The 12,931-nt window shown below is 71.0% G+C and carries 10 protein-coding genes and 1 riboswitch; of the genes, 7 read left to right on the top strand and 3 right to left on the bottom strand.

Going from position 1 to position 12,931, the window contains the following annotated elements; translation table 11 throughout:
• Window positions 1–111 precede the first annotated feature (111 nt).
• Entirely contained in the window at window positions 112–1,266 is a 1,155-nt protein-coding gene (locus H295_RS0113730; RefSeq protein WP_020135913.1) for a glycoside hydrolase family 53 protein, read from the bottom strand.
• Between the two features lie 357 nt (window positions 1,267–1,623).
• Between H295_RS0113730 and H295_RS0113725 the strand changes: the two genes are divergently transcribed.
• From H295_RS0113725 to H295_RS0113700, 5 genes are all read left to right on the top strand, one after another.
• Entirely contained in the window at window positions 1,624–2,961 is a 1,338-nt protein-coding gene (locus tag H295_RS0113725) for an ABC transporter substrate-binding protein (RefSeq protein WP_020135912.1), read from the top strand.
• Window positions 2,958–3,962 (top strand): carbohydrate ABC transporter permease, encoded by a 1,005-nt coding sequence (locus H295_RS0113720; RefSeq protein WP_020135911.1) that lies wholly within the window; start codon window positions 2,958–2,960, stop codon window positions 3,960–3,962. The genes H295_RS0113725 and H295_RS0113720 overlap by 4 nt, the downstream gene beginning before the upstream one ends.
• Window positions 3,959–4,825, top strand: a complete 867-nt coding sequence (locus H295_RS0113715) for a carbohydrate ABC transporter permease (protein ID WP_020135910.1) — start codon at window positions 3,959–3,961, stop codon at window positions 4,823–4,825. Before H295_RS0113720 ends, H295_RS0113715 begins: the two co-directional genes overlap by 4 nt.
• 35 nt (window positions 4,826–4,860) lie before the next feature.
• Window positions 4,861–5,889: a LacI family DNA-binding transcriptional regulator gene (locus H295_RS0113710; protein ID WP_020135909.1), complete on the top strand. Its 1,029-nt coding sequence runs from the start codon at window positions 4,861–4,863 to the stop codon at window positions 5,887–5,889.
• A gap of 512 nt (window positions 5,890–6,401) precedes the next feature.
• Complete coding sequence (locus tag H295_RS0113700) at window positions 6,402–7,214, top strand: HAD family hydrolase (RefSeq protein WP_020135907.1); 813 nt, start codon at window positions 6,402–6,404, stop codon at window positions 7,212–7,214.
• Between the two features lie 35 nt (window positions 7,215–7,249).
• Here H295_RS0113700 and H295_RS0113695 read toward each other — a convergent pair whose 3' ends face one another.
• Window positions 7,250–7,732, bottom strand: a complete 483-nt coding sequence (locus H295_RS0113695; RefSeq protein ID WP_020135906.1) for a transglycosylase SLT domain-containing protein — start codon at window positions 7,730–7,732, stop codon at window positions 7,250–7,252.
• 5 nt (window positions 7,733–7,737) lie between these two features.
• Window positions 7,738–7,940, bottom strand: a riboswitch (cyclic di-AMP (ydaO/yuaA leader).
• A 239-nt stretch (window positions 7,941–8,179) separates the two neighbouring features.
• Window positions 8,180–10,153 (bottom strand): CocE/NonD family hydrolase, encoded by a 1,974-nt coding sequence (locus H295_RS0113690; RefSeq protein WP_020135905.1) that lies wholly within the window; start codon window positions 10,151–10,153, stop codon window positions 8,180–8,182.
• 282 nt (window positions 10,154–10,435) lie between these two features.
• Between H295_RS0113690 and H295_RS0113685 the strand changes: the two genes are divergently transcribed.
• Entirely contained in the window at window positions 10,436–11,446 is a 1,011-nt protein-coding gene (locus H295_RS0113685; protein ID WP_020135904.1) for a polyprenyl synthetase family protein, read from the top strand.
• 230 nt (window positions 11,447–11,676) lie between these two features.
• Window positions 11,677–12,924 (top strand): LolA family protein, encoded by a 1,248-nt coding sequence (locus H295_RS0113680; protein WP_020135903.1) that lies wholly within the window; start codon window positions 11,677–11,679, stop codon window positions 12,922–12,924.
• The last annotated feature ends 7 nt before the right edge of the window (window positions 12,925–12,931 follow it).

Genomic DNA, 12,931 nt, shown 5'->3' with positions numbered 1-12,931 from the left:
TTGCCCTTGATCCGCTCTCCCCTTCCACCTGATTCGGTCAGAACGCCCCCGCCCGGCCGGGGCCCGCCCCATGACGTCCCAGCGTCCACAGCCCCGCCCGGCCCCCGTCCTCTACCCCCGGTACCGCCCCAACGTCCCCAGCCCCGGCAGCTCGCGGTCCTCGAAGTCGAACAGGGCCAGGTTCTCCCACGCGTTGCCCGAGGCTGGGTTCGTCGGGTCCCAGCCGCTGCCTGCGCGGTAGGTCCACAGGCCCTCCCAGTAGCAGTAGCCGAGGCCCTGACCGTTCGGGACGCCCGCGGCGAGGTCGGCCACCGTGCGCAGCCACGCGGCCTGTCCCGCGGGCGTGGCCGGGTAGCCCTCGGTCAGCTGCGAGGGGCTGTTCATGATGTCGTTGACGTCGTCCTCGCTCTCCAGCGTGAACGGGTACGCCGTCTCCGCGATCACGCACGGCTTGCCGTAACGCGCAGTGATGTCAGCCATGTTGGCGGCCGCGTCCGCGAGCGGGCCGTGCCAGAACGGGTAGTACGAGAGCCCGATGACGTCGAAGTCGACGCCGTACGACACCACGTTGTCGAACCACCAGCGGTACAGCCCGTTGTCGCCCCCGTTCGCCAGGTGCAGGATCGTGCGGACGCGCGGGGTGGTGTCGCGGGCCGCGCTCAGACCGGCCTTGAGGAAGGCGGTCATGGCGTCGAAGTGCTCCCAGTTGCCCTCCGGCCAGATCAGCCCGCCGTTCAACTCGTTGCCGATCTGCACGAGTTGGGCGGGCGTGCCCTGCCTCCGCAACGCACCCAGCACATCGGCCGTGTGGTCGTGCACCGCCCTGGCCAGCCCCGGCACGTCCAGGCCCGCCCACGCGGCCGGCTTGGTCTGGTGGGCGGGGTCGGCCCAGCTGTCGGAGTAGTGGAAGTCGACCCAGATGCCGACGCCGGCCCGCTTCAACCGCCGTGCCAGCGCCAGGATGTGCGCCTTGTCGTTGTAGCCGTCGGCCGGGTCCACCCACACCTTGAGGCGGGCGTGGGTGACACCGGCCCGCGCGATCAGGCGGATCGGGTCCTCGCGGCGGCCCTCCGCGGTCCGGTACACGGCCCCGTGGTCCTCGTTCTTCGGCAGCGAGGAGATGTCCACACCCCGGATCTCCAGGCAGCCCCGCCGTCCGGCGGCCGGTGCCGCGGCGGCCGGTGCCGCGAAGACCGGCGCGGCCCCCAGCACGGGAACGGCCAGCGCGGCGGCTCCGGCAGCGGTGAGAACACTGCGTCTGCGCATCTCAGGGGGTCCTTTCGCGGACGGTCACGGGGATACCGGCTCTGCGGTGACTTCGACAGCCGGGGGAGCGCCGGGGAAACGGGGTGAGGGGAGTCGGCGCCATGCGTCACGACCCAGAAAACCCTCATTTTCTGTGATCGTGCACAGCTCCCCTCACCCCAGTCATCGGCGGGCATCAAGTAGATAACCGCACGGCCTCGCCATTGACAAGGGCCGGAAACAATTCTCTACTGTGCACGATCACAGAGCCGCGCGGCCCTCGCGCACAGCCTCTCGGGCCCGTCCGCAGAACCTCCCCCCACGGCGGTTGCCGCGTACGCGGGATGTCCGGGACCGGCTGGTTCCACGTCAGGGGAGATGAAGATGTCGATCAACCGCCGCCAGGTCAGCAGGCGCAGCATCCTCGCCGGGGCCGCAGCCCTCGGCCTCACCGGCACCCTCGCCGCCTGCGGCGGTTCCGACGACGACTCCGGCGGCAGCGACAGCGGGCCGGTCAGGCTGACCTACTGGTCGTGGGCTCCGAACATGGAGAAGGTCGCCGCGATCTGGAACAAGAAGAACCCCGGCATCACGGTCACCGTGTCCAAGCAGGCCAGCGGCGGCGAGATCGTCTCCAAGCTGATCACCGCGAAGAAGGCCGGCAACGCCCCCGACCTCATCCAGGTCGAGTACCAGTCGCTGCCCACCCTGGTCTCCAACGACGTGCTGGCCGACATCACCAAGTACGCCGGTGACACCAAGTCCCAGTTCGCCGAGGGTCTTTGGGGCATGGTCACGCTCGGCACGGACGCGCTCTACGCGATTCCGCAGGACGCCGGGCCGCTGATGTTCTACTACCGCGAGGACCTCTTCAAGAAGCACGGCCTGACCGTCCCGAAGACCTGGACGGAGTTCGCCGAGACCGCCCGCGCCGCCAGGAAGGCCGTCCCGGACGCCTACCTGACCACCTTCTCCGCCAACGACCCCGGTCTCTTCGCGGGCCTCGCCCAGCAGGCCGGCGGCAAGTGGTGGACCGTCGACGGCAACGGCAAGTGGACCGTGGGCATCGACGACGCGGCCACGAAGCAGGTCGCCGGGTTCTGGGGCGGCCTGGTCCAGGAGGGCGTCATCGACAACCAGCCGATGTACACCCCGGCCTGGAACAACGCCCTCAACAAGGGCACCCACCTCGCCTGGGTCTCCGCCGTCTGGGCGCCCGGGGTGCTGGTCTCCTCCGCGCCCGACACCAAGGGCAAGTGGCGGATGGCCCCGCTGCCGCAGTGGAAGTCCGGCGAGAACGTCACCGGCAGCTGGGGCGGTTCCTCCACGGGCGTCTCCACCGACTCCCAGCACGCCGAGGCCGCCGCCAAGTTCGCCACCTGGCTCAACACCGACCCGGAGGCGCTGGCCGCCCTGGTCAAGGAGGTCGCGATCTACCCGGCCGCTACGAAGGGCCAGTCCGGGGACGTCCTGACCACGCCCGAGTTCTTCTCCAACCAGGCGGACTTCTACACGACCGCCGGTCAGATAGCCGCGACCACCGCCGCCGCAGCCTGGGGCCCCAACGTCAACACGGCGTACACCACCTTCCAGGACGCCTTCGGCAAGGCCTCCAAGGCGAAGAAGGAGGCCCAGTTCGACTCCGCCCTCGCCACCGTGCAGTCGAAGACGTTCGCCGACATGAAGAAGCAGGGCTTCGAGGTGACCGAGGCATGACCAGCGCGCCGCTCAAGGGCGCCGACCTCGTCGAGGCCGGCCCCTTGGCGGACGGCACCGGCACCGCCGCCCAGTCCGTCCGCCCCAGCCGCCCCCGTCGCCGTGGCCGTGGCCGCGGCGCACCGTACTGGTTCCTGGTCCCCACCCTCACCCTCTTCGCCGCCTTCACCGTGGTGCCCATCGGATACGCGATCTGGCTGAGCCTGCACAAGGTCCAGGTCAGGGGCATCGGACTCGGCAAGGGCGCCCGGCAGCAGGTCTGGAACGGCCTCGGCAACTACACGGACGTCGTCAAGGACTCCGAGTTCGGGCACAGCGTCCTGCGTGCCCTCGGCTACGGCCTCATCGTCATCCCGACCATGCTGGGCCTCGCGCTGCTGTTCGCCCTGATGCTGGACACCCCGAGGGCCCGCAGCGCGCCCTTCGCCCGGCTGATGATCTTCCTGCCCTACGCGGTCCCCGGCATCATCGCCGCCCTCATGTGGGGCTTCCTGTACCTGCCGGACGTCAGCCCCTTCTACTACCTGCTGGACAGGCTCGGCCTCCCGCAGCCCGACCTGTTCGACGGCGGCAACCTCTACCTCTCCTTCGCCAACATCGCGGTCTGGGGCGGCACCGGCTTCAACATGATCGTCATCTACACCGCGCTCAGGGCGATCCCGCCGGACATCTACGAGGCGGCCCGGATCGACGGCGCGTCCGACCTGAAGATCGCCCTGCGGATCAAGATCCCGATCGTGCTGCCCTCCCTGGTGCTCACCTTCTTCTTCTCGGTGATCGCCACCCTCCAGGTCTTCACCGAGCCGATGGCCCTCAAGCCGCTCACCAACGGCCTGCCCAGCTCGTGGAGCCCCCTGATGGCCATCTACGACAAGGCCTTCCTCCAGTCCGACATCTACGGCGCCTCCGCCACCGCGGTCGTCCTGGCCCTGGCCACGTTCGTCCTCTCCTTCACCCTGCTGCGCATCTCCGACCGCTACACCCGGGAGGACCGGGCATGACCCCGCTCACCCTCACCGCCGGCCCCAGGGGCGGCCGCCGCACCGCCTGGGTGCCCACGCTCGTGCTGCTCCTCGGCGCGCTGTACTGCCTGATCCCCATCGCCTGGGTGGTCGTCGCGGCGACCAAGGACCGGTCGGAGCTCTTCTCCACCTTCACCTTCGCCCCCGGCACCGGCTTCCTCCGGAACCTGAGCGACCTGACCGCCTACCGGGACGGCATCTTCTGGCGGTGGATGGCCAACTCGGCCTTCTACGCCGGTCTCGGCGCCCTGCTCTCGGCCGCGGTCTCCGCCGCCGGCGGCTATGCGCTGGGCCGGTTCGCCTTCCGGGGCCGCGAGGCCGTCTTCAAGATGATCCTGGCCGGCGTCCTGGTGCCGTCCGTCGTGCTCGCCGTACCGCAGTACCTGCTGCTGTCGAAGCTGGGCATGGCCGACTCGTACGGGGCGATGCTGCTGCCCTCGATCCTCTCGCCGTACGGCGTCTACCTGGTCCGCATCTACGCGGCCGCGTCGGTGCCCGCCGAGCTGATGGAGGCGGCCCGGATGGACGGCGCGAGCGAGTGGCGGATCTTCTCGCGGATCGCCGTACCGATGATGATGCCGGGCCTGATCACGGTGTTCCTCTTCCAGTTCGTCGGCATCTGGAACAACTTCCTGCTGCCGTACGTGATGCTCGCCGACGACGAGAAGTTCCCGATCACCCTCGGCCTCTACACGCTGCTCGCCCAGGGCGCCTCGCAGCCGGCCCTCTACACCCTGGTCATCACCGGCTGTCTGCTCGCGGTCCTGCCGCTGATCGGGCTCTTCCTGGTGATCCAGCGGTTCTGGTCCCTGGACCTGCTGAGCGGCTCGGTCAAGGCCTGAACGCCCCCTGCTGAAGTCTCTAGTTGACGAGGAACATGACCACGAGTGCGAACGGGCGCCGCAGGCCCCCCACCATCCACGACGTGGCCCGGGAGGCGGGCGTCTCGCGGGGCACCGTCTCCCGCTTCCTGAACGGCGGCCACTACGTCTCGCCCGCCGCCGGGCGGGCCGTGGAGTCCGCCATCAGGAAGACCGGGTACGTGGTCAACCGGCATGCCCGCAGCCTCAGTACGGGCCGCTCCGACTCGGTGGCGTTCCTGCTGACGGAACCGCAGGAGAAGTTCTTCGAGGACCCCAACTTCAACGTCCTGCTGCGGGGTTGCACCGAGCGGCTCGCCCAGCACGACATCCCGCTACTGCTCATGCTCGCCGAGAGCGACGACGACCGCCGGCGCCTGACCCGGTACATCACCTCGGGCCACGTCGACGGGGTGCTGCTGCTGTCCAACCACAGCGGTGACCCGGTCGCGGCCGAACTCCACGACGCCGGGATCCCGTTGGTGGTGTGCGGCAAGCCGATCGGGCGCGGGACCAAGGTGAGCTACGTGGCCGCCGCCGACCGGGAGGGCGCCCAGGAGATGGTCCGGCATCTCCTCGCGGGCGGCCGTCGGCGCGTCGGCATGGTCACCGGGCCGCTGGACATGCCGGGCGGCCCGGACCGGCTCGCCGGCTACCGGGACGTGCTGGCCGAGGCGGGCCTGCCCTACGACCCGGCGCTCGTGGTGGAGGGAGACTTCCGGCGCAGCGGCGGTGAGCGCGCGGCCCGGCGCCTGCTGTCCCGGGCCCCCGACATGGACGCCGTCTTCGTCGCCTCCGACCTCATGGCCCTCGGGGTGGTGAACGTCCTTCAGCAGTCCGGGCGTTCGGTCCCCGACGACATCGCGGTCGGCGGCTTCGACGACTCGCCCGCGGCCACCGCCGTCGCCCCCGCCCTCACCACCATGCGCCAGCCCTTCGACCGCATCAGCACCGAGATGGTCCGCATGCTCCTGGCCCAGATCGCCGGCGAGGACCCGGCGGGCGTCATCCTCCCGACCGAACTGGTGGTGCGGGACTCGGCGTAGCGGTTCGCGGGAAGCGCCGAGGGGCCGCCCGGGCGCGGGGGTACAGCGGTCTCCGCGGCGGCGAACGCGACGGCGCGCGTGGCGGTCCCGGCGGCCGCGCAGGTGGCCCATGCGGCCGGCCGGGCCGGCGGCCCCGCGGCCGGTGACGCGTCACGGGCCGCCGCAACCCGCAAGTGCGGCGGGCACGTCGGCGCGAGCGGCACAGGTCACTTCTCCGGCCCGCCGTCGAAGTCCTCGGCAAAGACCATCCCGTCGGCTCGTGGGGAGACCGCAAGGCCGCCGCCGTAGAGCAGGAGGCTCGCGGCCTCCACAAGGGTCCGCCGGTAGTGGTGAACGCCCCCGACCGGCCGTGGGTTTCGGGCCGCGCCCGGCAGGGTCCGTCGGCCGGGGCGGTGCCGTACCACCGCGTGACCGCCGCACCCCGGAACCGGAACTGCCGTCAACGGATGTGAAAGCAGCAGCCGTCCGGTTCGCGTCGAGTCGGAGGGGCCAACCATCCGTATTCTCTGATCATGGCCGCCTCCCCCGCATATTCACTCATCGCCACCGACCTGGACGGCACGCTGCTCCGCGCCGACGACACCCTCTCCGACCGGTCGCTGGCCGTGCTCGCGAGGGTCGCGGAGGGCGGGGCACAGCACCTCGTCGTGACGGGACGGCCGGCCCCCAGAGTGCGGCCCCTCCTCGACGACCTCGGCAGCACGGGGCTCGCGGTGTGCGGACAGGGCGCGCAGGTGTACGACGCCGGCGCGGACCGCCTGCTCTGGTCGGTCACCCTGGACCGGGAGCTGGCCGAGACCGCGCTCGGGAAGATCGAGGCCGAGGTGGGGCAGGTGTACGCGGCGGTGGACCAGGACGGTGTCGACGGGCTCACGCTCATCGAGCCGGGCTATCTGATGCCCCACCCGACCCTGCCCGCCGTGCGGGTCGGGCGGCGCGACGACCTGTGGTGCGAGCCGATCAGCAAGGTGCTGCTGCGCCACCCGTACCTGTCCGACGACGAGTTGGCGGTCACGGCCCGCTCGGTGGTCGGTTCGCTGGCCACCGTCACCATGTCGGGGCCCGGTACCGTCGAACTCCAGCCATGCGGCATCACCAAGGCGACCGGCCTCGCGCTGGCCGCCGAGCACCTGGGCCTGGGCCCCGAGGTGACGATCGCCTTCGGCGACATGCCCAACGACATCCCCATGTTCGACTGGGCGGCCCACGGCGTCGCGATGGCCAACGCCCACCCCGAACTCAAGGCCGTGGCCGACGAGGTGACCCTGTCGAACGAGGACGACGGCATCGCCGTCGTCCTCGAAAGACTCTTCAGCCAGGCGTAGTTCCCAGCAGGCGTGGTTCCCGGCAGGCGCCGTTCCTAGTACGCGCCGAACACGTTGTCGATGGACCCGTACCGCGCCGCCGCGTAGTTGCAGGCCGCGGTGATGTTCGCCACCGGGTCGTACGGGTCCCACGAGGTGTTGGCCACGTGGTACGCGTTGAACGTCGGGTCGATCACCTGGAGCAGGCCCTTGGACGGGGTGCCGGCGGCCGCGTTGGAGTCCCAGAGGTTGATGGCGTAGGGGTTGCCGGAGGACTCGCGGATGACGTTGCGGTAGATGCCGTCGTAGGAGCCGGGAATCCCGTGCTCCGCCATGACGGCGAGGGAGGCGCGGATCCAGCCGTCGAGGTTGTTGGCGTACCCGAGGGTGGTCGCGGTCTGCACGGTCGGGGTGGCCGCGGACGCGGTGGTCGCGCCGACGAGCGGGAGCGCGAGGACGGCGACCCCGGTTCCGGCGATCGCGAGCTTGCGGACGAGACGGTTGGTGCGCGAAGCGCGGTGCTGAGCGGCAGCGGGCATGGCGAAGTTCCTCTCCGTCGCCTGCGAGGTGAGCTGTCGGGTTCGGGCGGGGAGTTGCCCGGCCATGCCCGCAAAAGGCATGACTTCACCCCGAGCCGTACCGGTTTGTCCGAAGACGCCCGTTCCGGCGACTTACCTGGGTCCCCCGCTCCTGCCGTGGTTTCTCGGTGGGTGTACGGGCGGTGGCAGGATTCGGCGTCCGCCCGACAGGCCGGGAACGTATGCGAGAGCACATGTCCGGAACAAGTGGCGAATTCACATGCGGTGCCTATTGACCTTGGTCGGGGGTATTTGGGGCACTTGATCCTTTGCGGTCGCAAGCCTCAACTCGCTCGCACGGAAAGGCGGATTGGAGGATTCCGGATATCTGCCGGTCCGTCAGTCGGAGTGAGTCAAGTCACGCCCGAGCGCAAGACGCGCAAAACGGGCAAGAGGCCCAACTCGGAGTCAACCGGCTGTTCGTGGGATCCGCTTCTCCCACGTCCGGTGGAACACCACCTCGCCGCCTTCGGCGCAGATCACCTCGTTCGAGGTGTGGAAGTCGCTGCCGTCGCAGCTGATCTCCGAGCGGGTGCGCACGGTGGTGTCCCAGGCGAGCTCGGGGCGGTGCAGCCGGATCGACCAGTCCGAGCGGGCGCGCGCCGACAGGGGGTCCTGCTCGTCGATCGTGTACGACTCCCGCACGTCCTCGGTGCACTCCAGCCCGTCGGGGTACACGCGCGTGCCGCCGTACCGGGGGTCGATCTCCAGACGCCACTCGCCCTTGGCCACGTCCCGCACCACCAGGCGCGCGGGGCGGGGCTCGTCCAGGGTCACGGGGCTCCACCCGTCAGCGGCCACGCCACGGGCCACCCCGAGCGACACGGACTGCTCCGGCTCCTCGAACGCGATGTCCGAGGGCGCGTGGCCCAAGGAGGCATCACGCGCGCGTACCGGCAGCTCGAGGAAGCTGCCCGCCGGGTCCAGCGAGAAACCGGCCTGCGACTCGGGCTGCGGCCAGATCCACGGCCAGTACGCCGAGGACACGGCGAGCCGGATCCGATGGCCGGGCCGGAAGGCGTGCCCGGCGCCGTTCAGCTCGAAGGCGACCTCCTGCGTGGCCCCCGGCTCCCAGGGCACCGCCCGGTCCGGGCCGAGGCGCGCGGAGAGGTTGAGCGCTCCCCGGGTCACCAGGGTCGACGAGCCGTCCGGGGCGACATCGCACAGCCGCGCGACGACCTGCCCGCGCGACACCTCCGAGGTCACCCTGAGCCGCACCCGCGGCCGCCCGAGCACCCACGTCTCCGCGCCCACCGCGAAGTCGAAGCAGGCCGAGCGGGCGTCCTCCTCCCGCTGGTCCGGCGGCAGATCGGCGTCCTGGCCGAGCGGGACGAACCGGCCGGCGTCCACCCCCGTGTGCTGCGGCGAACGGACCAGCGCGGCGGGGCCCTGGAGGCCGTACGACACCGTCGTGACGTGAGGGGAGGGCCAGACGGGCTCGCCGGCCCAGCGGCCGGGCAGGGTGCCGTAGGCCGCCGTCGGCGGGTGGGAGTCGCTGATGTGGGCGCGCAGCAGGGGCTCGCGCATGACGCCGGTGTCGATGCCCTTGAGGTGCTGGTCCCACCAGCGCAGGGTCTCCCGGAGGAGGCCGGTCACCGGGCCCGGCAGACCGTGGTCCGGGTGCGGGTGGGTCCAGGGGCCGATGATCCCGCGGACCCGGTCGGCGGGCAGGTGCTCGACCAGCCGGAGGACGGTGTCGCGGTACGGGTCGTGCCATGCGCCCACCGCCAGGACGGCCGCGTCGATCGCGCCGTAGTCCTCGCGGACGCTGTTCCGGCGCCAGTACGCGTCGCGGGTCTGGTGGGCGAGCCAGGTGTGCAGGGGCGGCTCCACGGTCTCCAGGCGCCTGAGCCACATGTCCCGCCAGGCCTCGCCGACGTGGAGCGGGTCCGGCGGCCGGCACGCGAGCGCGAGCGTGGCCGCCGCGCACGCGTGCGTGTCCACCGCGAGGACGGAACCGCCCAGGTGGTGCACGTCGTTGTCGTAGCGGTCGTCGGTGCCGCAGACCGTGACGACCGCCTTGAGCGGCCCGGGTGCGAGGGCCGCGATCCGCAGGGAGCCGAAGCCGCCCCCGGCGCTGCCGATCATGCCGACCCGGCCGTCGCACCAGGGCTGCGCCGCCAGCCAGTCGATCACCCCGACCCCGTCGGCGGGCTCGGCCGTCCCGTACGGCTCGCCCGGCACGCCCTCGCTGGCGCCGTGCCCGCGCGCGTCCACCCGCACGGCGGCATAGCCGTGGCTCGCGTACCAGGGGTGGCGCCGGCCGTCGCGGGCCGCCGTCGAGTCGGTGAGGCCGCCCGGCAGGTATTCCAGGATCGCGGGTACCGGTTCAGGGGTGAGCGGCCGCCACACGCGCGCGTACAGCAGCGTCCCGTCCGGCATCGGGACACGGACGTCCTCGTGGACCGTCTCGTGTGTCAACGCACCGGGCGCACGGTGCGGCGCAGCTGGGACACAGTCGGTTACTTCCCTACAAGTCGATGGATATCCGTTCTTTTCAGGTGATCAAAAACATACCGGTCGTGATCCGATACCGCCTGGCATGGACGGGGCGGGCGCTATCGGTGATCCAAAGGTGACCGGATACGCTGACTTGAGTGATGGCAGCGCCTTATCGACATTCCGTTTGACCGCCAGAAGACACCAGCAGACAGGAGACCCCTCGTGACCGTCGTCGGGCCGTTCGGGCTGAGCGTGCGGGACCAGGCTCTGGAAGCCGATGTCCAGGCCGGAATGACGGCTGTCGAGGAGGGACTGCTCGAAGCCACCAAGAGCGAGGTCCCCTTCATCACGGAGGCCGCCCAGCACCTGGTGCGCGCGGGCGGAAAGCGGTTCCGGCCGCTCCTCGTGATGCTCGCCGCCCAGTTCGGCGACCCGTACGCACCCGGCGTGGTGCCGTCCGCGGTGGTGGTGGAGCTGACCCACCTCGCCACGCTGTACCACGACGACGTGATGGACGAGGCCGCGGTGCGCCGCGGCGTCGACAGCGCCAACACCCGCTGGGGCAACTCGGTGGCCGTGCTGACCGGCGACTTCCTGTTCGCCCGGGCCTCGCACATCCTGGCCGACCTCGGCCCCGAGGCGGTCCGGGTGCAGGCCGAGGCGTTCGAACGCCTGGTCACCGGCCAGATCCTGGAGACCGCGGGTCCCATGGACGGCCGTGACCCGGTCGAGCACTACCTCGACGTGCTCGGCGGCAAGACCGGCTCGCTGGTCGCGGTCTCGTGCCGCTTCGGCGCGATGATGTCCGGCGCCGACGAGAGGGTCGTCGACGTCCTGACCCAGTACGGCGAGCGCCTCGGCGTCGCCTTCCAGCTCGCCGACGACGTCCTGGACATCGCCTCCGACTCCCACGAGTCCGGCAAGACACCGGGCACCGACCTGCGCGAGGGCATCCCCACCATGCCGGTGCTGCGGCTGCGCGAGCGGGCCGCCCGCCTCGGGCTCGCCGAGGACATCGCCCTGTGCGACCTCCTGGACTCCGACCTCACCGACGACGCCCGGCACGCCGAGGCGCTGGCCGCGCTGCGTGCCCACCCCGCCCTCGAACAGGCCCGCCGGGACACCGTGCAGTACGCCCAGGACGCGCGCTCGGCCCTGGCCCCGCTGCGGGAGTGCGACGCGAAGGCGGCCCTGATGGAGCTGTGCGACGCGGTGGTCCACCGCGCCGGCTAGCCGTGCAGGGAACGGGCGCCCCCTACGGGTTCCGTAGGGGGCGTTCGCCCGTCGTGTCATACCCCAGGTGTACGCGGAGTTGGCTCCGTGGTCTGACGCATGTTCATGGCCGATTTGGTCAGATGGACACCACGGAAAACACCACTGCTCACCGATTCGGGTGAGAATGGCGGCTACGGGTGGACGTACGGGAGTTGACAGCCGCCGCCGACGACGGAGGTAAGGCACACATGGCACCGAACGCATCCGACGACAGCGCTACCGCCGCGGACGCCGAGGAACTGCGCGCGGCGCGCCGGCGCAAGGCCGCGCGCTACGTCGTCCCGGCCACCGTGGTGGGAGTCGCGGCGGCGACCATCGGGCTCGTCCCGGCGCTCGCCGACTCCGGCGACCCCGACCTGCCGAAGATCAGCGCACAGGAACTCGTCGAGAAGATCGCCGCGTCGGACGTCCAGCAGCTGTCCGGCACCGTGAAGATCACCACCGATCTCGGACTGCCGGACCTCGGCGGCCTGGAGAGCTCGCTGGGCTCCGCCGCCGGCCCCTCGGGCTCGGGCGGCGGCTCCTCCGCCGACCCGGCGGGCAAGCTCACCGAGCTCGCCTCCGGCACCCACACCCTGCGCGTCGCGGCCGACGGCGAGAACAAGCAGAAGGTCTCGCTGCTCGAGGACGCGGCCGAGTACAGCCTCATCCACAACGGCAAGGACGTCTGGGGCTACGACAGCAAGTCCAACTCGGTCTTCCACACCACCGCCTCCGAGCGGGACGGAAAGCCGAAGGACGAGCTTCCGGCCACCCCCAAGGACCTCGCCGAGGACGCCCTCAAGGCCGCCGACAAGACCACCTCGATCACCGTCGAGGGCACCGCCCAGGTCGCGGGCCGGGACGCCTACCGCCTGGTCGTCAAGCCCAAGGACGAGGACACGACGGTCGGTCAGATCACCGTCGCGGTCGACGCGAAGACCGGCCTGCCCCTGAAGTTCACCCTCACCCCGGCGAGCGGCGGAGCGGCCGTCGTGGACGCGGGCTTCACCCAGGTGAGCTTCGACAGGCCGGCCGCCTCCACCTTCGACTTCACCCCGCCCAAGGGCGCGAAGGTCGAGGAGGGGGACGCGGGGGACGCGTCGAAGGCGCCCGGACACGCGGAGGACTTCGGCAAGGAGCAGCGCAAGCACCTGGACAAGGGTTCCGCCGGGCTCGGCAAGAACGGCCCCGAGGGCCTGAACGTCCTCGGGGACGGCTGGGACTCCATCGCCACCTTCGACACCGGCGGCAAGGGCGTCCCGTCCGGCTCCGAGGTCGGCGGTGACGCGGGCAGCTTCCTGGACTCGCTCGGCGACAAGGTCTCCGGCGGCTTCGGCCAGGGCACCGTCTTCAAGACCCGCCTGATCAACGCCCTGATCACCGACGACGGCAAGGTCTACGTCGGCGCGGTCACCCAGGACGCCCTGGTGAAGGCGGCCGACGCGGGGAAGTAGTCCCGGC

It is taken from the genome of Streptomyces sp. 351MFTsu5.1, assembly GCF_000383655.1.
Classification (GTDB): Bacteria; Actinomycetota; Actinomycetes; order Streptomycetales; family Streptomycetaceae; genus Streptomyces; species Streptomyces griseorubiginosus.
This window is presented reverse-complemented; position numbering and strand designations above follow the sequence as displayed.

Coding starts and splice junctions, on each gene's coding strand:
- H295_RS0113700 (WP_020135907.1), top strand. CDS start 6,402: ATGGCCGCCTCCCCCGCATATTCACTCATCGCCACCGACCTGGACGGC.
- H295_RS0113695 (WP_020135906.1), bottom strand. CDS start 7,732: ATGCCCGCTGCCGCTCAGCACCGCGCTTCGCGCACCAACCGTCTCGTC.
- H295_RS0113715 (WP_020135910.1), top strand. CDS start 3,959: ATGACCCCGCTCACCCTCACCGCCGGCCCCAGGGGCGGCCGCCGCACC.
- H295_RS0113710 (WP_020135909.1), top strand. CDS start 4,861: ATGACCACGAGTGCGAACGGGCGCCGCAGGCCCCCCACCATCCACGAC.
- H295_RS0113725 (WP_020135912.1), top strand. CDS start 1,624: ATGAAGATGTCGATCAACCGCCGCCAGGTCAGCAGGCGCAGCATCCTC.
- H295_RS0113730 (WP_020135913.1), bottom strand. CDS start 1,266: ATGCGCAGACGCAGTGTTCTCACCGCTGCCGGAGCCGCCGCGCTGGCC.
- H295_RS0113680 (WP_020135903.1), top strand. CDS start 11,677: ATGGCACCGAACGCATCCGACGACAGCGCTACCGCCGCGGACGCCGAG.
- H295_RS0113720 (WP_020135911.1), top strand. CDS start 2,958: ATGACCAGCGCGCCGCTCAAGGGCGCCGACCTCGTCGAGGCCGGCCCC.
- H295_RS0113690 (WP_020135905.1), bottom strand. CDS start 10,153: ATGCCGGACGGGACGCTGCTGTACGCGCGCGTGTGGCGGCCGCTCACC.